We start from the raw sequence: 20,602 nt of genomic DNA, 5'->3' as shown, positions 1-20,602 counted from the left end.
CCAACCCTAGGATTTTTTCAAGGTTGTAGCTCGTTTAGCAATTCTAATTAAACTTCTTGGGGAACTATAGCGATTAACTGTAATCCGAGAGATGCGATATTTATTAGTATAGCGATTAATTCGCGCCATATTTCCATCATAGATATATCCGGTTAAATAATAGGGCGAGAGGGATTTTTCTACCCGACGGTTGACTTTTCCAAAAGGATAGGCAAAATGAGCCGATACCCATTTATTTCTATCTAAATCTTCCATACAGGTTCTCAAGTCTAGTTTTGCTTGTTCGAGTTCAAATTTTAAATCTTTGCCTTTAATTAGAGTTAATTGTTGATGGGTTTGACCATGGGATTGAATATCATAATAGCCCCGTTTATAACCATCGCGGAGTTCTTCACAAGTCGCATGGGGTAAAAAGTCTTTTAACTTAACGCCCATTAAACCAGGATTCACAAACCAAACAATTTTAAATTTTTGATTATAGTTTTTTTCTAAATCTTTCAAAATGGGTAAAACATTTTCATGAACGCCGTGGTAGCCATCATCAAAGCTGATCATAACCGGTTTTTGCCCGACTCTTTCAGCAGGAATAGGCTGGGATTTCTGAATAAAATAGATAAATAAATCTTGAGAGGTTAAAAACCAATAGTTGTTTTTAGCCAAATAATTTAGAAACGTATATAAATCTTGTTTAGAATAATCACTATCAAATTGGGATCGATTTTTAGAACTTTGATTAATATTAGTTGTGTCTATAATATCATGTAACCCAAAAATTGGGATTCTGATGGTAGGAGTTCTCCGGGTATTACCCCAGGCGGGAACACTCAATAGAATCACACAAAGTAAGGCCATTAGGAAACTCAGCACGATTCGATTTTTTTTCCACCATTTTTGCTGAATAATTGGGATATTCATACTTCAATATATTGTCCTTTTTACTAAAAAACATCATAATCTATTTTAAACGATCATGACTTACGCACGCGAGGTCAGAAATCTGGTTTCTTCTTAGATATCTAGCGAGAAATCCGGTTTCTTTGCGTAAGTCCTAACGATGATCGGATTTTTTGTATCAAACCAAAATCCCCCGTTCAAATTTATGCTTGACGGGGATATAATTATTGATCGATATCTAAATACTTAAACTGGATACATCATTGATAAGGGGTCAGGAACTGGGAAAGGTTCTTGAAGCAGGGTTACAAACTGATTTTTACTGACATCATAGGCTAAAATCTGTCCGGTTTCCAGTTCATAAACCCAGGCGTGTAGACAAAGCTTTCCGGCGTGAAGTCGAGAACGAATTACCGGATAGGTTTCTAAGTTAGCCACTTGATTTAAAACATTTGTTTGGGTGGCAATTTTTAGGACTTCTTCTTCAGAATAGCCTTGATAATTTTCTCGAATAATTCGGCGAATCGATTCCCCATAATGGTCTAACCAATTATAGACTAAAGGCATTTCATCAGACAAACTTTGCAGTTTTAATAATCCTTTGATACTCCCACACAGAGAATGTCCACAAATAATAATTTCCTTGACATTTAAGGATTGCACCGCATATTCAATTCCGGCGGCTTCACTACTATTCAAAGCTCCATAGGGGGGAATGGTATTCCCAAAATTCCGAATAATAAAGAGTTCCCCAGGTTTGCTTTGAGTCAGCAAGTTGGGATCAATCCGCGAGTCACAACAAGTGATAAATAGAATCTCAGGACTTTGACCGTGGGACAGCCTTTCAAACAAGTCTTGGTTGGCCTTAAAATAATTCTGTTGAAAATCATTTAGACCCTTAATAATTGTTCTGATGGGCATAGAATTTATCCTGGTGAAACTAATTCACTTATGAAACATATCAATCATGATCTCAACCTTTCTGATATCCTGCATACTAAATTCAAAATTCTAGTGGTGAATCCAAGTGGCATCATTAACTAAACACACACCTCCCACCCGTTTGAGCAGAGGAGTAATGCTAGAAATAACCTGTTCTAATTGTTGTTCCGTGGTGCAAACTGCCATAATATAGGAGTTGCTAAAAACTTCTCCAAAATCATCATTAGAAAAGCCGCGATCGCCTTTTCCTAATGTATTTTTCATGACGGTATATCCCTTCACCTCACATTGTTCTAAAATAGATAAAACCTTATTAATTTCCAAACTACTAATGATGATTTCAACTTTTTTAACGGCTTGCATGATCTAGGCTCCAATATATTTAATGATTTGTAAGTACAAAGGAATTCCCACAATAATATTGAACGGAAAAGTCACAGCCAGCGCCATCGAAACGTAAAGACTAGGATTAGCCTCGGGAATCGTCATTCGGATCGCGGCTGGAACTGCAATATAGGAAGCACTTGCAGACAAAATTGCAAACAGTAGGGTATTCCCTTGACCAAACCCTAAGACCTTCCCAATTATAATCCCCAAAATAGCATTCCCAATCGGAACAAAGATAGAAAAACCAATCAAAAATGATCCGGTTTTTTTCAGTTCACGAATTCGTTTCGCCGCCACTAACCCCATATCCAAGAGGAAAAAGGTTAAAGCCCCGTAGAAGATACCCTGAGTAAAAGGTTCCAATTTTTCCCAGCCTTTTTCCCCTGTTAATAGTCCGATGATTAAACTTCCAACTAATAGAAAAACAGAACCATTTAAAAACGATTCATGCAGAACTTTTCCCCAAGAAAAGGGTTCGGTTTCACCATCTTGAGCCGGAGCAAAAACCCGCACCAAAATGATCCCAATAATAATGGCTGGAGATTCCATTAAAGCCAGAGACGCCACCATGTGTCCCCCATAGCTAATCTCTAATTTTTCTAGGAAGGAACTGGCGGTAATAAATGTCACCGCACTAATGGAACCATAGGTTGCGGCAATGGCGGCGGCATTATAAGCATCTAATTTTAGGCGTAAAATAAAAAAGCTATAGACGGGAACCACCAAGGCCATGACAATGGAGGCGATCAGCGTTAAGGCAATTTGGGTATTCATCCCGCTTTGTGCTAACTCATAACCCCCTTTAAATCCAATTGCTAATAGGAGGTATAGGGAAAATAGTTTTGGCAAGGGTTGGGGGATTTCCAAATCCGATTTGCAAAAAACAGCTAACATCCCCAGGAAAAAAAACAGTATCGGAGGGTTGAGGATGTTAAATAAAATCAGGCTTCCATCCATAAATGAGGGGTTTAGTAACAGGTGATGCCAAAAATCTTAATCAATTTTGGGGACAATACAGCAATATTTTATATTAAGAATCTCCCTAGCCGAGTCCCCTTGTCCATCTTTAAGGAGTCGCCAGGCAAATATAAACTAAATGTGGCATACCATTAGACACTGCATAGAAAACCCTACAAAATGCGAATAAATTCTAAGGGTAAACCATCGGCATCCGCAATAAACATCACTTCATAAACCCGCTCTCCAATCATTTGTTGCATGGGTTTTAATAAAACCGTCAAGGGTTGAAATAAATCAGGCTGTTCTTTAACCCTCGTATTAAACTGATGGTTTAAATGATTGAGCCAACTTGTCAGATCGTCAACCTCAAGGGTTAAATCAAAAGAAAGATGATAATAACCCACATAATGTTCATCTGCAAAAGCATCAGGAGCCGGTTTCGGTTGCGGAATTTCAATTAATTCGATCCGTCCGTTTAAACCTTCCATCCAACAGGCTAAGGTGTACCCCGTGGTAAAGCGTTCACACACAGTAAATCCTAGGGTTTCATAAAAAGCGATCGCTCGATGAATATTAGCCGTGCGAATTGAGGCATGGTGCATGATAATTCCCCCTATTCAAACAATCGAAAATAGGGATAGCGCACAGGAGATCCCTGTTCTTTTTGCAAATCAAAATTAATCACATTCCAACAGGGTTCATCCTCCGCATCGGGGCTAAATTCCACGGGTAAACCGTATAATTTGGGTTCTGTCCCCTCCGTTCCATTCCGCCAGGGAGTGCCCCCTTCCAAATAGCTACTGATTAAATCTTGATAGCGTTTAGCGATAATCACACGGGTCGCCCGGTAGCCTTGAGTATAGAGTCGGTCTAAGGCTTCATGAATCTCAAATCGAATCCCGTCTGGATGGGTATGTTGTCGATACCATTCCCCTTGCCATTCACGCCAATGACGACCAGACTGCAAGTGAACCAACTCCCTCGTATTGGGGTCAGATTCAAACGCACCATGACGCGGACACAAATAGGTATCCGTCAGCGTGAGGGCGGCAATGGGCTGACGGCAATGGGGACAACTAATTTCCGGGCCAAAAATAGGATACTGCAAGGCAGAATTCATCATGGAATGATTTTAGACCAAGGCTTGTATGATGGCTAAAGAAATTTTACTTCTCAACTAAACTTTTAGAGACGAGATGATAGAAAGAAATATTATGCCCATGTCTGAGCAATCTTTGCCCCTTTCCCAACCTTATTGGCCAAATGTAGACCTCTCCCCGGCGGCTTTTGTTGCTCCCAATGCAGTTGTGATGGGGTTTGTGGAAATCGGGGCGGGGGCGAGTATTTGGTATGGAGCCGTTGTCAGGGGCGATGTGGAACGAATTGTAATTGGGGAAAAAACCAATATTCAGGATGGTGCTATTTTACACGGCGATCCGGGGAAAGTCACCTTCTTAGAAGATTCTGTAACCGTAGGTCATCGGGCGGTGATTCATGGGGCCCATATTGAACGGGGAAGTTTGATTGGAATTGGGGCTGTTATCTTAGATGGGGTACGGGTGGGAACCGGAAGTATTATTGGGGCGGGTTCGGTGGTCACAAAAGATGTGCCTCCGTTTTCTCTAGTTGTGGGTGTTCCTGCTAAACGCCTAAGAGATGTTTCTCCCGAGGAGGCGGCGGATTTAATCGAACACGCCAGACGCTATGAAAAATTAGCCCTAGTTCATGGCGGAAAAGGAACAGACCTAGGGTTCCTAACGATTCCCGAGGGCTGAAAAATCCTGTGATATTAGGATGTCAAGATTGATTTTAAGGGTATTATAAAATTTTGTTACTGTAATTTCAAGAGTGTCCCAATGCAATCCAAGACTATTCAGTTATTTCTCGCCGTTGGTTTAGCCACAACTTTAGGAGCCTGTGGTGGAGGCAATCAAGAAGAAGGTGTCAAACCCGGAGAAACCCCTGTGACTGCACCTGCACCTCAAGCTCCAGCAAATCCCGCGCCTTCCCCATCTTCAGACGATAACGAAGATGATAAAAATGATAATGACAACGATAATGAGAATGACAAAGATGACGAAGGCGGAGAAGGCGGAGAAGGTTAATTAAAGCTAGGGGAGAGATATTTTAGAGACTATTTTATCTCTTCCTTTAAGATTAATTCCCCGGGGGAAATTTTCCCTCCCTAACTTCGATACAAAACTCCTGCACAGCCTGGGTAATAGTTTGTTGTAGATTAGTGTAGGTTTTGGCAAAGGGAGGTTGCCATGCCGATAACCCCAAAATATCAGAGGTCACTAAGACCTGGCCATCGCAGCCCCCCCCCGCCCCGATACCAATGGTCGGAATCCCTAATTTTTGGGTGATATCTTCAGCTAAATCCGAGGGAATATGTTCTAAGACTACACTGAAAGCTCCAGCTTGCTCTAAGGCGATCGCTTCTGCAATAATTCGTTCAGCCTGATCGGATGTTTTTCCCTGTTTACGATACCCACCAAATTGATGCACCGATTGGGGGGTGAGTCCCACATGACCCATCACCGGAATCCCTACTTGGACTAACTGACCTACGGTTTCTGCCATCAGAGGATATCCGCCCTCGAGTTTCACCCCTTGAGCACCCGTTTCTTTGAGAATCCGTCCGGCGGAATGAATCGCTTGTTGGGGACTTTCTTGATAGGTTAAAAACGGTAAATCAACTACTAATAATGCCTGTTTTACTCCCCTTCGCACCGCTTTGGCATGATGAATTATTTCATCTAAGGTTAAGGGTAAAGTGGTATCGTAGCCTAACCCGACCATCGCCAGAGAATCCCCAACTAAAATAATATCAATTCCGGCTTGATCGATCAATTGAGCGATCGCATATTCATAAGCTGTTAATACGGTAATGCGTCGCCCTTGCTGTTTCCATTGACTTAATTCTTGGGTTGTAACTGGCATTTAATAATTTTAGATAATTTGATCAGATTGAATAGCACGCCACTTGAGTTTAGAATGAAAGAGGAGTTGATCTGCTTCAATCTCAACTCCTCTGAACCTGCCACATCTTCCGCCGGATAAAGCTCAGACCATATCAATAATCGGCTCTTGGAGGGAGAAGTTCTTCCCCCAACCGTAGCCGTGAAAAAAAACTATAGGGGGGATTGTTATGAAAATTTTATTAGTCGAAGATGACCCACTCACCAGTACCACCTTATCGGAAATTTTACTCGCCCATCAATACACCGTAAATACCGTCACCGATGGACTGACAACCTTAGAAATGGCCGAAACCTTTATCTATGACTTAATTCTATTAGATATTGGTATTCCTAAACTAGACGGAATCAGTGTTTGTAAGCAGTTACGGAGTAAGGGATATCAAAATCCCATTTTACTCTTAACAGCTAGGGATAGTAGCACCGACCGGGTAATGGGATTAGATGCAGGAGCCGATGATTACGTCGTTAAACCCTTTGATATTAACGAATTAATGGCAAGAGTCCGGGCTTTATTACGTCGGGGAAAATCTGTTTCTACGGCGGTTATGACCTGGGAAAATCTCAGTTTTGATCCGATTAATAACGAGGTCAAATCTGGAGAGAGATTAATACATCTGACATCAAAAGAATATTGTTTACTTGAATTATTTTTACTCAATCCTAAGCGAATTTTTAGTCGGAGGGCGATTTTAGATCGCCTCTGGGATTTCGCCGAATCTCCAGGGGAAGAAACCGTTAGTACCCATATTAAATGTTTGCGACAAAAACTCAAAGCTGCTGGCAGTGCAGACCCGATTGAAACGGTACATGGTTTGGGCTATCGTTTGCGATCGCCGGTTAGTCCATCTTCCTCTAATCCCATTGAGTCCAAACCTCCAACCTCCCCTAGTACCTCTCGACAAGAAATCACCCAGATTACCTCTAGGATTTGGGAGAATTTTAAAGACAAGGTGAAAGTCCAAATTCAGATTTTAGAACAGGTCGCCCCAGCCCTACTCCAAAGAAAACTCACCGCCGAACTTCAGCAACAAGCCAGAAACGAAGCCCATAAATTGGCGGGATCTCTAGGGATTTTTGGACTACGGGAAGGTTCGCAAGTAGCCAGAGAACTGGAATATTTACTGGAATCCCCCAAAATAGAGCTTAACCAAGCTCAGTTGATTTCGGATTTAGTCGTTAGTCTAAGTCTCGAAGCTAGTCGCGAAACCCTATTAACGCCCCTGTCTTCCGAACCTGTAGCTTATTCTCCCTTAATTCTAATTGTCGATGATGACTTAATGTTAGCCGAAAGAATTAGGGTAGAAGCGATCGCCTGGGGATTAAGAATTGAAATGGCCACGGATCTCCCGGTTGCTCGCAAAATGATTTTCCAAAACCCACCTAATATTATTCTACTGGATTTAACCTTTCCCAGTCCTCAAGAAGATGGTTTAACCCTATTAGAAGAACTCAGCCATAGGACTCCTCAAATTCCAGTGATTACTCTAACGGGAAGGCAAAGTTTAAGCGATCGCGTCACCGTCGCCCGTTTAGGAGTTAAGAGGTTTTTACACAAGCCTTTACCTGCTTATGAAATCCTCAAAGCGATCACTGAGGTATTATCCCAGTCTCGGTCAGGGAAAGGAAATCGCGTTTTAATTGTCGATAATGATCCTGAGCTTTTAACCTATATTTCGGGCTTGTTAGAAGCCGAGGGTTTAAATGTCACTACCCTACAAAACTCAGAACAATTTTGGGAGATGTTACTTGATTGTCGTCCCGATCTCTTGATTTTAGATTGGGAAATCTCGGGTTTCACTGGCTCAGATCTATGTCAAGCGGTGCGAACTGATCAAAGATGGTGTCATCTCCCGATTATCTTTTTTTCTCTACATACGGATGAAACCTCTATTCTGCAAGCCTTTGCCGTGGGTGCTTCAGATTACCTGAGCAAAACCATAGCGCCAGAAACCCTAATTACTCAAGTTTTTCGCCGTCTGCAACCTGTGTGATGGGGAATTACGAATTACGAATTACGAATTACGAATTACGAATTACGAATTACGAATGGGTAATGGGTAATGGGTAATGGGTAATGGGTAATGGGTAATGGGTAATAGAAAGAGTTTACCTCCCCTGCCTCCCCCTCCCTATTCCCTAACAGTCTTAGCAGGTGTTATCCCCTGTGTATCAAGATTAGATGACAATTTAATCTGAGAATCTTTGTTACTTAAGTTTACAATTGCGAGAGTGTTGATTGATCAAAGGATTAACTTTAATGGATTTCACTTGCAATTCACAAGGGGAATGTTTATTGTATATACAGAAGCCAAAAAGAGCTTCTCCGACAGATCAGCAAACGATGTTCAAACGGTAAAATCTCTATTAAAGGAGGCCCGAAACACGTTTTCTTGAACGTCCAGGTTAAGTGAAATTAGGAGGTTAACTAAACTGTTTCATCTAACGTCTGTCATCTTCGGCAGTGACTCTTTCTTTAGTTGCTGATATTTCCTCTAGTGAACCAAATGGGAGCAATGTAGCTTCGTTATTAACAAGTATACAACTCCAAACTTACGGATTATAAATGAGGAAGTTCCTCAGCTTAACTAGGAGGTTAGTTACTCTGTTTAAGGTCAATACAATCTGTCTTGTGGAATACGAACAACAGTACCCATCATTAATCCTTACACTTCCCCCAATCGTGGTCAAGGGAGCAATGCAACTAGGCATTCGACCTAAGTAGCAACTCTACATAATCCAACATAGGAGGGGAAATCACTAGGGAAATGAAGTTCGGGTACTGTTGTTTTAGGTAGGAACAATTTTGTCGCAACGCTGCAATTTGCGGAATTTCTCTTAACATTGCCCATTGCCGATTCCTTTCATACAATCAACCCACCCCAGGTTAAACCCAGAAGGCTTAACCTAGGGTGGGTTTGGGTTTGCTGGATATCTAGTCGATATTAAGTTGGTTTCCCCGACGATATTGTTGGTAAGCCGCAACAAATAACCCGGCTAGGGTGACGACAATTAAACCCAGAACAATTCCCGATAATAATGGTTCTACCACTGGATAACTCCTTGGTGTTAATTTGAGCAATTAATCTTTAATCATACCCTTAACCGTTGACGCTTCACTGTTGGGAGCCCTTGCTCTTGACCGGACAACACTATAAACTAGGTAGAATGTAAAGATTCTTGTAGATCAGTCTCAAATTATTAGAAACACCTTGGATAACCAGCTTGCGATTGCAGAAATTGATGTCCTGATCAAACGAGCCGCTATCACCACCCTGGCGTTGATGGTTTTGATCCTGGGTTGGATTTTTGTCCTTCCTAAGCTACAGGTTTATGATCCTTATGTAGAAAGTGTTCTATCCATCAAAGGTGATTTTGTCCGAGGGCAGGAAATTTTTCTTTATAACTGTGCCGGGTGTCATGCTTGGCAAACCGATAGTCAAGTGGGGCCGAGTCTTGAGGATGTTTCCCAACGGAAATCAGAAGTCGGCATTATTCAGCAAGTCACCGGTGGGAATACCCCGCCCATGCCCAAATTTCAACCCACCCCCCAGGAAATGGCCGACCTGTTGAATTATTTGGAAACTCTCTAACCCAAAAAAATCTAAAAAAGTCTTGATTAAAATTACTAACTTTTGCTATAATCAGAAACGTTGCTGGTGTAGCTCAGTGGTAGAGCAGCTGATTTGTAATCAGCCGGTCGCAAGTTCAAATCTTGTCACCAGCTTTTTTTTCACCCGTGATGCGGCGTGACAGTGACGTTTTCCCCTGGCATCAATATTACACTAATTCTGTAATATTTATACCCTTTAAATCTTGAAGGGCTTAGTCTGTTTTTTCAATGATTCCGACAATTTGAGAGACGGCGACAATGGGGGCTGTCACGGCTCTTAGGATGCGTTTTCCCAGGGAAATGGGCTGAAATCCGATGGCGATCGCATCCTGAATTTCTTCCTCCGTCCATCCCCCTTCTGGCCCCGTTGCTAGGATAATTTTATTGAGTCTTTTTTCTGCTTCTAGGGGGATTAATTCTTGGGTTAAAGAGGGATAATTTCCCCGACCTTCACCAATATATTGATAACAAGAATGATCGTTTTTTTCTAATCCGAGTTGAAATGAAACCGGATCGAAAATATTAGGAATGATCAGACGTTCCGATTGTTCGGCGGCTTCTCTGGCAATTTTTCGCCACCGTTCTACCTTTTGCGGACTGGGTTTTAATACGGTTCTTTTACTAATAACAGGAATAAATTGTGTCACCCCCAACTCTGTACAACAGCGCACAATTTCCTCAAATCCATCGGCTTTTGGTAGGGCAACTATTAATATAACTTCAATCGGTAATTCGGTTTGGATTGACACCTTTTCAATTAATTTAGCCTGGGGAGAGGGTGCAGGTAAATTCACTAATAATTCTGCGATCCACCATTGACCCTGAATAATAATAAAGCGATCGCCCTGTTTCAACCGTAACACCCGACCTAAATAATGCTGTTGTTCAGCCGTTAAAGATAGGTGTTCGTTTTGAAGTTGTTCCGGGGCGATCGCCAGGCGTTGAAGTTGAACCATGAATAAAACCGATTAAAGTTCTGGTTAGATACTCTAACCCAAAACCATCTCAGTTCAACCGGACTATTCTACTTTCAGTTTTTCCAAATATTCTTCAATCGCTTGGGTGGCTAACTCAACCACGGGTTTTCCCAAACGTTTAGATTCAGCTTTCAACTGATTATAAACAGAATCGCGCACACTGACCCGATGCCGAATTTTGCTCGGATCAACCGGGATATCAGAATCAGAATCGATCATCTCTGGTAGGGTCTGGCTACCTGTAAAAACGGGTGCTTCTTGAGTTTCAATATTCATTGAGGCAGTCGTTGAGTAAGAGGTCATAAACTTGCGAAGCTGGTCAAAGCCGACACGATCACAAAAATCTCCAAAACTCTCCCCAACTTTCCGATCCTGTTTAAAATAAACTAAAATCGGAGTCAGAAAAGTTTCAAGATCGTGAATCGATAAGCGATCTACGAAGGCTTGAGCTAATCGTGTCTGATTCGGAGAACCCCCTAGCCAAATCTGGTAGGTATCGGGGGCGCTCCCAACAAAGCCTAACTCCGCCATGTAGGGTCTGGCGCAACCATTGGGGCATCCGGTCATCCGAATGACAAAATGCTCAGGTTGCAAACCCACATTGTCCAACAATACCCGAATCCGTCCCAATACACTAGGGATGACCCGTTCTGATTCTGCGATCGCTAATCCACAGGTCGGGAACGCCGGACAAGCCATGGCATAGCGTTCTAGGGGATCAATTTCGGTTTCAGTTTTGATTCCGTGCTCTTTGAGCAGGGTTTGAATTTTGGGTTGAACTTCTGGGGAAATTTCATACAGAATCACATTTTGGCTTCCGGTGACTAACATCGGGATTTCAAACTGTTCTACAATTTTGCGTAAAACGGTTTTTAGGCGGAAGTTTCCTTCATCTTTAATCCGACCATTTTCAATCGAAATTCCTAGGAAACATTGACCGTCTCCTTGTTCATGCCATCCTAAATAATCTTGATAATTCCAAGGGGGTAAAGATTTAAACGGTTTAAAGGCTTTGCCCAGATATTCTTCGGCTTTTTTACGGAATTGATCCACGCCCCAATCATGAATTAAATATTTCATTCTGGCGTGACGTCGGTTGCTGCGATCGCCATAATCCCGTTGAGTCGCAACAATGGCTTTTACCGCATCATAAATATCTTCTTTATCTACATAGCCAATTTCATCGGCAATGCGAGCAAAGGTTTCTTCTTTATTATGAGTCCGTCCTAAACCACCGCCGGCTAAAATATTAAATCCTTCTAACTCTCCGGCCGCATTTGTAATTACCACTAAACTCAAATCTTGAGTATACAAATCAATGGAATTATCCCCCGGAACTGTTACCGCACATTTGAACTTCCGGGGCAGATAATAAGTGCCATAGATCGGTTCTTCGGAGTCGGTATAATTCGTGCCATTAGTATTCCGAATTCGAGCGGCTTTTACCTCGGGATTTTCTTCGGCGGTAATTACTTTTTCCCCGTCTAACCAAATTTCATAATAGGCTCCAGTTTGGGGAGTTAACAGATCGGCAATATTATTAGCATAAGTCCGGGCATATTGATAATCAGCACGATTTTTATAAGGTGCGGTCGGTGCCATGACATTGCGGTTAATATCTCCACAAGCTCCTAAAGTTGAGCCCATACTATTAACAATAGAAGCCAAAACCGTTTTAAGATTTTTCTTTAAAATTCCGTGTAATTGGAATCCTTGACGAGTAGTAGCCCGAATGGTATGGTTGCCATATTCATCGGATAACTGATCAATCGTTAAATACAATTGAGGCGGAATAAAACCCCCAGGACTGCGGGTTCGCAGCATCATTCCATAGTCTTTTTCCTGTCCTTTTACCCGGTTATCCCGGTTATCCTGTTGATAGGAGCCATGAAATTTGAGAATTTGAATCGCATCTTCAGAGAAGTAGTTCAAATCATTTAAAAGTTCTGTAGCGAGGGGTTCTCGCAAGCTGTTGCTGTGTTCTTTGAGCCCTTCTACTTTTGAGGGTTTATTGACCTTGGGAGGCGTTGTGGATAGAGTCATGAGCGTGTGATACCTATTTCAATAAAAAATCTCTACGGGTTAAGCGTTTGGGCCGCCATCAACCCACTGTTATACCCGATTTTTTTCAAACCCCTGTAATTCGGTCGGAATTATCGGTATTAAATTTAATTTTAACATGGGACTAACCACAAATCATACCACTCACGCAATAGAACTTAGAGATATAATTTATATTATCGGTAATTCTCAAAACCTATGACTCAAACTTTACCCAAACTCGTAAACTTCGAGGAATTTGTGGAGTGGCTGCCAGAAAATTCGGCGGTACGCTACGAACTGCATAATGGAGATATTGTTGAGATGGCGCAACCAGTAGGCGAACACGAGGAAGTTATCAGTTTTCTTGGCATCAAAATTTCTGTTCAAATAGATCGTCTGGGATTACCCTATGGTATCCCCCGCCAAGTGATAGTTAGACCTCCTGAAAAAGATTGTGGTTATTTCCCTGATATCTTGGTACTTGATCGCGCAAATCTGGCGAACGAAACATTATGGCAAAAACAATCTACCCTCAGTTTAGGTGCATCGATCCCTTTGTTAATTGAGGTTGTATCAACCAATTGGCGAGATGATTACTATTTGAAATATGCCGATTATGAGGAGATGGGTATACCGGAATATTGGATTATCGATTATGCTGCTTTGGGCGGACGCAATTTTATTGGAAATCCCAAACAACCGACAATTTCTATCTGTAACTTGGTTGACGGTGAATATCAAATCGTCAAGTTTCGAGAGAATGATCGCATTGTGTCGCAAACTTTTCCAGATTTGAACCTGACAGCAAACCAGATTTTTCAAGCGGGTGTAGTTTAGTTTGTTCTAATTTCCACTCATCCTTATGGTTGATACAAGCAGTTGTTAAAATAGAAGCCGCCACTTATATTAATATTTTGCGAGAAAATCACTATGCCAGATGCGCTAATGTACGATGAGGATACCTTTCTGCTGTTAGAAACCCATCAACCCGAACAGTTTATGACGGTTGCAGAACTCCTCGAAAAGCTCAAATCCGTTTTATCCCAATGTCAAGACAACTTACCCAGAGATTTACAGCGCTTTGCTACCATTGAAGAACAAGCTAAGTGTCTGCTTGATACAAGCTGTGACCTAGATGTGGGTGCGGGTCAATATCTGCAATGGTATGCGGTGCGGTTAGAGAAATAACCGTTACTCCCTGACCCTGACCCGGAAGTTTTTGCCGCAGAAACCTAAAACTGCTGAAACGTGCGATCGCGCAAGAAAATTAGCCCCAGGGTCATCGCCTCAGAATCCCAAATAGCCCGTACAAACCATCTGGGCTAAAGTGTAAATCGATTTTGACCCTCCCTAACTCCACTATTCACAGCGATTAGACTGGGAAATAACAACGGCTATACAGGAGAAGTGCAATGCAACCCATGCGACAAGGTGATGTTCTTTTAATTCCCCGCACAGCAGAAGTTCAATATGATCATTATAAGCAAGACCATCTGGTGCTTGCCCTCGGTGAAGCCACCGGACACAAACACCAAATTTCAAACGGACAAGCAGAACTCTATAAACGGGATGGGACGCTGTATCTGCGTGTCTTGTCTGAGTTTGCTACCCTCAGCCACGAAGAACATCATGCGCTGCAAATTCCCCAGGGGGATTGGGTTGTGCGGATTCAACGGGAGTATGAACCCACAGGATGGCACCCTGTTGCTGATTAATCTATTGTCCTAGACTCCACAGATATCGCGCGACGGGTGGCGAGTGCTGCAACGAGTGATGCAGCCTGCGTTTTCATGTCTGGCGCGTTCCTCCTGACGTCACTTCTGCCCGTGAAGCCATTTGCTGGGTGAACTGGGATGTTGACCCGGAAGCTTTTGCAGTAAAAACCTAAAAATTGCTGATTTGGCAATCATCCCACAACTTCCTTTTGGTGGGTTTGATGGCGATCACTCTCCTAAACAAATTTGAACAACTGGAGAATCCCATGAAACTAAATTTATCGCCAGATTTATCGAACGGAGGGCTTAAAGAACCTCTATCTGACTTTTTTCAACAGCATACATACCTGGAAGAACTTAATTTAGAGCGTAATTCTCTGACAGAACTACCACCGGAAATTGGTCAGTTGCACAGTCTACAAACACTTAATTTAGAGCGTAATTCTCTGACAGAACTACCACCGGAAATTGGTCAGTTGCACAGTCTACAAACACTTAATTTAGAGTATAATTCTCTGACAGCACTACCACCGGAAATTGGTCAGTTGCACAATCTACAAACACTTAATTTAGAGTATAATTCTCTGACAGCACTACCACCGGAAATTGGTCAGTTGCACAATCTACAAACACTTAATTTATACGGTAATTCTCTGACAGAACTACCACCGGAAATCGTTCAGTGGCACAGTCTACAAACACTTAATTTATACGGTAATTCTCTGAGAGAACTACCACCGGAAATCGTTCAGTGGCACAGTCTACAAACACTTAATTTATACGGTAATTCTCTGAGAGAACTACCACCGGAAATCGTTCAGTGGCACAGTCTACAAACACTTGATTTAGAGCGTAGTTATCTGAAAGCACTACCACCGGAAATTGGTCAGTTGCACAGTCTACAAACACTTAATTTACAGCATAATTTTCTGACAGAACTACCACCGGAAATCGGTCAGTTGCACAGTCTACAAACACTTGATTTACGCGATAATTCTCTGACAGAACTACCACCGGAAATTGGTCAGTTGCAAAGTCTACGAACACTTTATTTACAGGGTAATCGTCTGACAGAACTACCACCAGAAATCGTTCAGTTGCACAGTCTACAAACACTTTATTTACAGGGTAATCGTCTGACAGAACTACCACCGGAAATCGGTCAGTTGCAAAGTCTACAAACACTTGATTTATGTCGTAATTCTCTGACAGAACTACCACCGGAAATTGGACAATTAAAAGACTTGAAGTATATTGATCTAAGGGACAATCCGATTCAGGATTTCTCAGCACTTGCTAATCATCCTAATCAAAACTTGGAAGTTTCTGTATTTGGGATGAAGGGATTTCCTCGGCAATATTGGACTCACCCCAGTCAGCGAAAAGCTGAGTGGCTATTGACGGAAAAAAATTCGGAAATTCGCCGACTGTTGATCCAAAAAATGGGCTATGAGCGCATCTGTAAGGAACTCCAAGCCATTGAACTTGACTCTTGGCGCGAATATACCTTACTTAAAATTGATGCTAAGGTGGATATTGAACCAATTCATCTGTTGAAAATGACTTGTCCGAGTACAAATCATATTCACGTTTTGCGGGTTCCTCCTGACCTCACTTCTGCCCATGCCGCCATTTCTTGGGTAAACTGGGACATTGACCCCGAAGCTTTTACCGCAGAAACCTAAAACTGCTGAAACGTGCGATCGCACAGCGATATGAACACCAGCCAGCGAGGACGCTGGCACTGCTTTCCACAAACCCAGGTTTAAATCCGTAGCAACTCAATTACTTATGTCTAATGAATTCGTAAATGGCTAAATAATCTGTTCCCGGTTGGTTCCAAGAATAGTCATAATTCATACCTTGAATTCTCAATTTTTCAAATTCATCAGGATAGTAATTATACAAGCCAATAGCTCGATCCATGGCGGATTCTAGGGCTGGAAAATCCGTATAGTTAAAAACATAACCATTGCGTTCTTCCGGTTCGTGATATTCGTCATAATCCCGATCAAAAACCGTATTAACTAATCCTCCCACGGCCCGAACAACTGGAACCGCGCCATATTTTAAACCGATCATTTGAGTTAATCCGCAGGGTTCATAATTACTCGGAACCACAATAATATCCGCCGCCGCATAAATTAAATGGGATAATTCCTCATTAAACCCAAGTTCTAAATGACAATCGGGGTTATTATTTAAAAAGTTCTTTTCATGCCAAAACCAAGAATTAATAGTGGGTTCCGTTGCTGAACCTAATAATACAAATTGAGCTTGTCGATGCAGGGCATAATAAATAGCATGATGAACCAGATGTACCCCTTTTTGATCATCTAAACGACCAATATAACAAACAAGAGGTTTATCATCATGACTTAACCACAATTTTTCCCGTAGAGCTTTTTTATTCTTTTCCTTTCCTGCTAAATCTTCCGGGCCATATTGATAGGGAATAAATGAATCAATTTCAGGATTCCAAACGGCATAATCAATCCCGTTTAATATGCCACCAAATTTATGTTGATGCAGTTCTAAAGTATGTCCTAAACCATAACCAAATTCTCCATAATGGGCTTCCCAGGCATGGTTAGGAGATACGGTTGTAACAAAGTTAGAGTAGACAATTCCCCCTTTCATAGAATTTAATCCAAAGGGGTTAAAATTATCGCGTAAACGGTCATATTCAAAATAGTAGGATTCTCGGTTTAATCCCGTTGCCCAAAGGATATTTGTCCCGGCGATTCCCTGATGTTTAAAGTTATGAATGGTATAGCAAACCCGAATATTTTCCATACCATGATATTTGTACATTTCATACAACATCACAGGAGCTAAACCCGTTTGCCAATCATGACAATGGAGAATATCGGGACGTTTATCAGTTCTAAGTAAAAACTCTAATGCGGCCTTACTAAAAAAGGCAAATCTCAAATGGTCGTCTACGCAACCATAATAGCAACCTCGGTTGAAGAAATTATCTTCGGAGTGAGGTTCAATAAAAAAGCATAGGCATCCGTGAACCCAGCCACAAAAGACAGTACAATGAATTGCACCATCAAACCAGGGAACATATAAATCTTGATAGGCTTCATGAAGTCCCCAAATTTGGTCATACCTCATGCAGTCGTACTTGGGCAAAATAATTTCAATGGTATGACCCCGCAGTTCTAGCTCCCTACTGAGTCCGTACACAACATCGCCTAAGCCTCCCGCTTTGATGACTGGGGCGCATTCAGAGGCAATTTGTACGATGTACATCCTGTTTCCTCACTCCAAACCGTGATGTTTTGTCTTCCCCATAGTAATCATGTTGGCTAAATTAGTAAACCCCTAAAGGAGTGATTTTTTTGCGGGTTTGATTAATTCGGATCAGGATTTGTCGCGTTAGTTGGAGTATTTATTGATAAAATACAATCTTGTCACACTTAGATTGTGTCCTAAAATTAGTACAAATTAGCTAAGTCTTGCTAATAGCATCTTTGATCTCGTCTAGGCTAACATCTGTCTGATCTGAATTTTGGCATAAATTTTCGTTTTATGAAAACTGGCAGTGTCTAATACGTTTTTCCATCATTTATTAATAATAAAAGGAACAGGGAACGCCGGATCTGGGGTAATACTTCTGGCTGTTTCATGTCAGTATTAAAATGTTATAACCTATTTAGGATTGCTATATTTACCTCAATTTCGTTACATACTTGTTGATTTTCTCGCCCACTGACTTAAAGATTTAATTATACATGATTAGACTTCATGCCTCTTTAGAGTCATCTACTAGCCAGAGCCCAACTCCGGCGGAGGTCAGTCCCAATTTAGTTGTGAAACCTTCTGCGTTAAGCTATAAACTCGAACAAAGGATTTTTATTTTTTGCATCTTAACGACCTACTCGGAAATTTTGAACTATGGCAAGCCCTACTGTAGATAGAGACATCAATCAATCTCAATCTCCTTCATCATGGCCAGATGTCACCTCAAAACCCTTACCCTTTTGGGTGCGTCGATGGGGCGCTTTTGTGGCGGAAGTCTCCTTAGTGGCGGCGAGTGGGTTAATTCCTTTTACCCTGGGCGCTCTCTCCAACCGTAGTCCCCAACCTGTCCCGCTCAATCCAGTGGTGCGGGTGACATCCGAAACCGTTGCCGCTACCTTGGGTATTCCTGTACGCGATCGCAGTCCCCAAGTCGCCCCATTAACCAATCTATTGTGGTCAGGTGCCCTACTTCTGCCCCTGGTGGTGGGAGGATGGCAATTCTATCTGTTAGCCAAACGGGGCCAAACCTTGCCCAAACTCTGGTTTGGAGTCCTGGTCATCAGTCCCAAGGGTTCGGCTCCAGGCTGGGGACGGGCGTTTCGTCGAGAATTTATCGGCCGTTGGGGTATTCCCCTGGGCATTGCCTACGGCCTTTGGCAAGTGACGGGAGCCTATCCTAATCTATTAATTTTAGGGGTTTTATCCGGTGCAACTTTACTCGGAGATGCCCTAATTGCTAAACGATTTCAAGGTCGGACTGGACATGATTTATTAGCGGGAACTTTGGTACAGGATGTTCCTAGGGTCTTAGTATTTAACCCCTTTACCAACTACGATTGGGTGAGTGGAGATGATGCCGTTCATAGCTTAGTAGTTTCTGGAGAAACCTCAAAACTCGACTTTAATTTATGGGCATGGATGCGTCAACATCCCGGTTTAACCCTAGTTATAGTTAGCAGTGCCAGTCTGGCGGCGGTCTTAGGAACCTTTGTCGGCACGCAAATTTATATTCAAAATCAAGCCAACCGTCGGGAATTTCAACAACAGGATAATCAGGTTTTTCTGGCTTTAGTGAATAAATTATCCCCCAATGCTTCCACGGATGTAGCTCAAAAACGCGGGGCAATTTTAGCGTTAGGAGCGATTAAAGATCCCCGGGCAATTCCCCTATTAGTAGATGTATTAGCTCAGGAAGAAAACCCCGTCTTAATTGATGTCACTCAACAGGCTTTAGTTAGTACCGGGCCAGAATCTTTACCCCATTTAAGACGATTAAATCAAGCCCTCAAAAATGATTTAGATTCGATGAAATTTGGGGCAGAAAACCAAGAAAAACAATTAGCAGGGCGACGACTACAGGCGACTCAAAGAGCGATCGCCAAAATTCTGAAAGTCTATGGAGGCTTTATTCATAATGACGATTTAAGTCGGATTGATTTAGGGCAAAACTTAACCCCACCCGTGCAGTTTACTTTGGTTTTAGAACAAACGGATTTATCGGGAATTAGCTTTAGAAATACTAACCTCACTAAAGCTAATTTAAAAAATAGTCGGTTTGCTACGGCGGGGGAAGATGGACGATTAGAAACCTTTGATGATTGGATTTCCGATTTAAGTGGGGCGGATTTAACCGGAGCGGATTTAACCGGGGCTTTCTTCAGTAATACCCTATCAAAATACACTAATTTTTTAAAGGCAAATCTGAATAAAGCCAATTTCTCAAAGGCAGATTTAACCGGAGCAAATTTCAGCAATGCTCAATTATTAGGTTCCAATTTACAACAGGCTAACCTCACCGATGCTAAATTCACGGGGGCGGAATTAGCCAGTGCTGATTTGTCTAAAGCCAATTTAAAAAAGGCTCGTTTTACTGAAGCAAAAGCCCCCGGGGCAAATTTTGAAGGAGGAGATTTAAGACAAACTAACTTTAAAAATGCTGATATTTCGGCGGTAAATTTCTCAGGAACAAATGCACAAGGGGCTGATTTTACCTCCGCTAAACTTACGGGTTCAAACTTTAAAAATGCCCGATTGCAAGATGGAAATTTCAAGAATGCTAATTTAAGTTTAGTTAATTTTCAAGGAGCAAAATTAGACGGAACTAATTTTAAAGGAGCAATTTTTGTTACTGCTGAACAGAATAAACCCGATCAATTTATTGCTAAATCCGAAGAAACTGCTCAATCTAGCCGTTTAAAAAAGGTGGATTTTAGTAACGCCATTAATTTGGATTCTAACCAAATTAAATATATTTGCTCTCAAGGAGGCATTCACCCCGACTGTCCCCCCGCCGAGGGTAAGAAATAGGGGAGCAGGGGAAGCAGGGGAAGCAGGGGA

General features: G+C 42.0%; 20 protein-coding genes and 1 tRNA gene. 10 read left to right on the top strand and 11 right to left on the bottom strand.

Annotated elements, in window-relative coordinates; translation table 11 throughout:
• Positions 1 to 6: 6 nt before the first annotated feature.
• The 6 genes from PL9631_RS12495 to PL9631_RS12470 all read right to left on the bottom strand — a co-directional run bounded on the left by PL9631_RS12495 (position 7) and on the right by PL9631_RS12470 (position 4,306).
• Entirely contained in the window at positions 7 to 915 is a 909-nt protein-coding gene (locus PL9631_RS12495) for a polysaccharide deacetylase family protein (protein ID WP_083620743.1), read from the bottom strand.
• Between the two features lie 225 nt (positions 916 to 1,140).
• A complete protein-coding gene (locus PL9631_RS12490) occupies positions 1,141 to 1,815 on the bottom strand; it encodes a carbonic anhydrase (protein ID WP_083620741.1) in 675 nt (224 codons plus the stop codon).
• A 90-nt stretch (positions 1,816 to 1,905) separates the two neighbouring features.
• A complete protein-coding gene (locus tag PL9631_RS12485) occupies positions 1,906 to 2,199 on the bottom strand; it encodes a P-II family nitrogen regulator (RefSeq protein ID WP_083620740.1) in 294 nt (97 codons plus the stop codon).
• Between the two features lie 3 nt (positions 2,200 to 2,202).
• Complete coding sequence (locus PL9631_RS12480; protein WP_083620738.1) at positions 2,203 to 3,180, bottom strand: sodium-dependent bicarbonate transport family permease; 978 nt, start codon at positions 3,178 to 3,180, stop codon at positions 2,203 to 2,205.
• A gap of 173 nt (positions 3,181 to 3,353) precedes the next feature.
• Positions 3,354 to 3,785: a VOC family protein gene (locus PL9631_RS12475; RefSeq protein WP_083620737.1), complete on the bottom strand. Its 432-nt coding sequence runs from the start codon at positions 3,783 to 3,785 to the stop codon at positions 3,354 to 3,356.
• 11 nt (positions 3,786 to 3,796) lie between these two features.
• Entirely contained in the window at positions 3,797 to 4,306 is a 510-nt protein-coding gene (locus PL9631_RS12470) for a TIGR02652 family protein (RefSeq protein WP_197046357.1), read from the bottom strand.
• Between the two features lie 73 nt (positions 4,307 to 4,379).
• Here PL9631_RS12470 and PL9631_RS12465 point away from each other — a divergent pair, with 73 nt between their 5' ends.
• A complete protein-coding gene (locus PL9631_RS12465) occupies positions 4,380 to 4,958 on the top strand; it encodes a gamma carbonic anhydrase family protein (protein WP_231516716.1) in 579 nt (192 codons plus the stop codon).
• An 81-nt stretch (positions 4,959 to 5,039) separates the two neighbouring features.
• Complete coding sequence (locus PL9631_RS12460) at positions 5,040 to 5,288, top strand: hypothetical protein (RefSeq protein WP_083620734.1); 249 nt, start codon at positions 5,040 to 5,042, stop codon at positions 5,286 to 5,288.
• Positions 5,289 to 5,340: 52 nt separating this feature from the next.
• On the opposite strand, the gene panB is transcribed toward PL9631_RS12460, so the two are convergent.
• Entirely contained in the window at positions 5,341 to 6,126 is a 786-nt protein-coding gene (panB, locus tag PL9631_RS12455; RefSeq protein ID WP_083620732.1) for a 3-methyl-2-oxobutanoate hydroxymethyltransferase, read from the bottom strand.
• A gap of 208 nt (positions 6,127 to 6,334) precedes the next feature.
• On the opposite strand from panB, the gene PL9631_RS12450 reads away from it, so the two are divergent.
• Entirely contained in the window at positions 6,335 to 8,158 is a 1,824-nt protein-coding gene (locus PL9631_RS12450; RefSeq protein ID WP_083620731.1) for a response regulator, read from the top strand.
• Between the two features lie 941 nt (positions 8,159 to 9,099).
• Here the strand turns inward: PL9631_RS12450 and petG are convergent.
• Positions 9,100 to 9,216: a cytochrome b6-f complex subunit V gene (gene petG / locus PL9631_RS12445; protein WP_083620729.1), complete on the bottom strand. Its 117-nt coding sequence runs from the start codon at positions 9,214 to 9,216 to the stop codon at positions 9,100 to 9,102.
• Positions 9,217 to 9,376: 160 nt separating this feature from the next.
• On the opposite strand from petG, the gene PL9631_RS12440 reads away from it, so the two are divergent.
• Together PL9631_RS12440 and PL9631_RS12435 are read left to right on the top strand one after the other, a co-directional pair.
• Positions 9,377 to 9,757 (top strand): c-type cytochrome, encoded by a 381-nt coding sequence (locus PL9631_RS12440; protein ID WP_083620727.1) that lies wholly within the window; start codon positions 9,377 to 9,379, stop codon positions 9,755 to 9,757.
• Positions 9,758 to 9,819: 62 nt separating this feature from the next.
• Positions 9,820 to 9,891, top strand: a tRNA-Thr gene (locus tag PL9631_RS12435).
• A 98-nt stretch (positions 9,892 to 9,989) separates the two neighbouring features.
• On the opposite strand, the gene PL9631_RS12430 is transcribed toward PL9631_RS12435, so the two are convergent.
• Both PL9631_RS12430 and sir read right to left on the bottom strand, forming a co-directional pair.
• Positions 9,990 to 10,733 carry a 16S rRNA (uracil(1498)-N(3))-methyltransferase gene (locus tag PL9631_RS12430; protein ID WP_083620725.1) on the bottom strand — a complete coding sequence of 248 codons (744 nt, stop codon included), beginning with the start codon at positions 10,731 to 10,733 and terminating at the stop codon, positions 9,990 to 9,992.
• Between the two features lie 63 nt (positions 10,734 to 10,796).
• A complete protein-coding gene (sir, locus tag PL9631_RS12425; RefSeq protein WP_083620724.1) occupies positions 10,797 to 12,797 on the bottom strand; it encodes a sulfite reductase, ferredoxin dependent in 2,001 nt (666 codons plus the stop codon).
• Between the two features lie 216 nt (positions 12,798 to 13,013).
• Here sir and PL9631_RS12420 point away from each other — a divergent pair, with 216 nt between their 5' ends.
• The 4 genes from PL9631_RS12420 (at position 13,014) to PL9631_RS26740 (ending at position 16,197) form a co-directional block, all read left to right on the top strand.
• Positions 13,014 to 13,634, top strand: a complete 621-nt coding sequence (locus PL9631_RS12420; RefSeq protein WP_083620722.1) for a Uma2 family endonuclease — start codon at positions 13,014 to 13,016, stop codon at positions 13,632 to 13,634.
• 93 nt (positions 13,635 to 13,727) lie between these two features.
• Complete coding sequence (locus tag PL9631_RS12415) at positions 13,728 to 13,985, top strand: chlororespiratory reduction protein 7 (RefSeq protein WP_083620721.1); 258 nt, start codon at positions 13,728 to 13,730, stop codon at positions 13,983 to 13,985.
• Between the two features lie 224 nt (positions 13,986 to 14,209).
• Positions 14,210 to 14,512 (top strand): hypothetical protein, encoded by a 303-nt coding sequence (locus PL9631_RS12410; RefSeq protein ID WP_083620719.1) that lies wholly within the window; start codon positions 14,210 to 14,212, stop codon positions 14,510 to 14,512.
• 266 nt (positions 14,513 to 14,778) lie between these two features.
• The gene (locus tag PL9631_RS26740) at positions 14,779 to 16,197 is read left to right on the top strand and encodes a leucine-rich repeat domain-containing protein (RefSeq protein ID WP_231516715.1); all 1,419 of its coding nucleotides are present in this window, start codon (positions 14,779 to 14,781) and stop codon (positions 16,195 to 16,197) included.
• Positions 16,198 to 16,297: 100 nt separating this feature from the next.
• Here PL9631_RS26740 and glgA read toward each other — a convergent pair whose 3' ends face one another.
• Complete coding sequence (gene glgA / locus PL9631_RS12400) at positions 16,298 to 17,773, bottom strand: glycogen synthase GlgA (protein WP_083620717.1); 1,476 nt, start codon at positions 17,771 to 17,773, stop codon at positions 16,298 to 16,300.
• A 645-nt stretch (positions 17,774 to 18,418) separates the two neighbouring features.
• On the opposite strand from glgA, the gene PL9631_RS12395 reads away from it, so the two are divergent.
• Positions 18,419 to 20,572, top strand: coding sequence for a pentapeptide repeat-containing protein (locus tag PL9631_RS12395; protein WP_083620716.1), 2,154 nt, complete (start codon positions 18,419 to 18,421; stop codon positions 20,570 to 20,572).
• Positions 20,573 to 20,602: the final 30 nt, after the last annotated feature.

It is taken from the genome of Planktothrix paucivesiculata PCC 9631 (genome assembly GCF_900009265.2).
In the GTDB taxonomy this organism is placed as follows: Bacteria; Cyanobacteriota; Cyanobacteriia; order Cyanobacteriales; family Microcoleaceae; genus Planktothrix; species Planktothrix paucivesiculata.
The sequence above is the reverse complement of the archived record's forward strand: the minus strand, read 5'-3'. Positions and strand labels throughout refer to the sequence as shown.

What these genes read in the sequence shown, in the direction of transcription:
- PL9631_RS12495 (WP_083620743.1), bottom strand. Translation starts at nt 915, where the DNA reads ATGAATATCCCAATTATTCAGCAAAAATGGTGGAAAAAAAATCGAATC.
- PL9631_RS12490 (WP_083620741.1), bottom strand. Translation starts at nt 1,815, where the DNA reads ATGCCCATCAGAACAATTATTAAGGGTCTAAATGATTTTCAACAGAAT.
- PL9631_RS12485 (WP_083620740.1), bottom strand. Translation starts at nt 2,199, where the DNA reads ATGCAAGCCGTTAAAAAAGTTGAAATCATCATTAGTAGTTTGGAAATT.
- PL9631_RS12480 (WP_083620738.1), bottom strand. Translation starts at nt 3,180, where the DNA reads ATGGATGGAAGCCTGATTTTATTTAACATCCTCAACCCTCCGATACTG.
- PL9631_RS12475 (WP_083620737.1), bottom strand. Translation starts at nt 3,785, where the DNA reads ATGCACCATGCCTCAATTCGCACGGCTAATATTCATCGAGCGATCGCT.
- PL9631_RS12470 (WP_197046357.1), bottom strand. Translation starts at nt 4,306, where the DNA reads ATGATGAATTCTGCCTTGCAGTATCCTATTTTTGGCCCGGAAATTAGT.
- PL9631_RS12465 (WP_231516716.1), top strand. Translation starts at nt 4,380, where the DNA reads ATGATAGAAAGAAATATTATGCCCATGTCTGAGCAATCTTTGCCCCTT.
- PL9631_RS12460 (WP_083620734.1), top strand. Translation starts at nt 5,040, where the DNA reads ATGCAATCCAAGACTATTCAGTTATTTCTCGCCGTTGGTTTAGCCACA.
- panB (WP_083620732.1), bottom strand. Translation starts at nt 6,126, where the DNA reads ATGCCAGTTACAACCCAAGAATTAAGTCAATGGAAACAGCAAGGGCGA.
- PL9631_RS12450 (WP_083620731.1), top strand. Translation starts at nt 6,335, where the DNA reads ATGAAAATTTTATTAGTCGAAGATGACCCACTCACCAGTACCACCTTA.
- PL9631_RS12430 (WP_083620725.1), bottom strand. Translation starts at nt 10,733, where the DNA reads ATGGTTCAACTTCAACGCCTGGCGATCGCCCCGGAACAACTTCAAAAC.
- sir (WP_083620724.1), bottom strand. Translation starts at nt 12,797, where the DNA reads ATGACTCTATCCACAACGCCTCCCAAGGTCAATAAACCCTCAAAAGTA.
- PL9631_RS12420 (WP_083620722.1), top strand. Translation starts at nt 13,014, where the DNA reads ATGACTCAAACTTTACCCAAACTCGTAAACTTCGAGGAATTTGTGGAG.
- PL9631_RS12415 (WP_083620721.1), top strand. Translation starts at nt 13,728, where the DNA reads ATGCCAGATGCGCTAATGTACGATGAGGATACCTTTCTGCTGTTAGAA.
- PL9631_RS12410 (WP_083620719.1), top strand. Translation starts at nt 14,210, where the DNA reads ATGCAACCCATGCGACAAGGTGATGTTCTTTTAATTCCCCGCACAGCA.
- PL9631_RS26740 (WP_231516715.1), top strand. Translation starts at nt 14,779, where the DNA reads ATGAAACTAAATTTATCGCCAGATTTATCGAACGGAGGGCTTAAAGAA.
- glgA (WP_083620717.1), bottom strand. Translation starts at nt 17,773, where the DNA reads ATGTACATCGTACAAATTGCCTCTGAATGCGCCCCAGTCATCAAAGCG.
- PL9631_RS12395 (WP_083620716.1), top strand. Translation starts at nt 18,419, where the DNA reads ATGGCAAGCCCTACTGTAGATAGAGACATCAATCAATCTCAATCTCCT.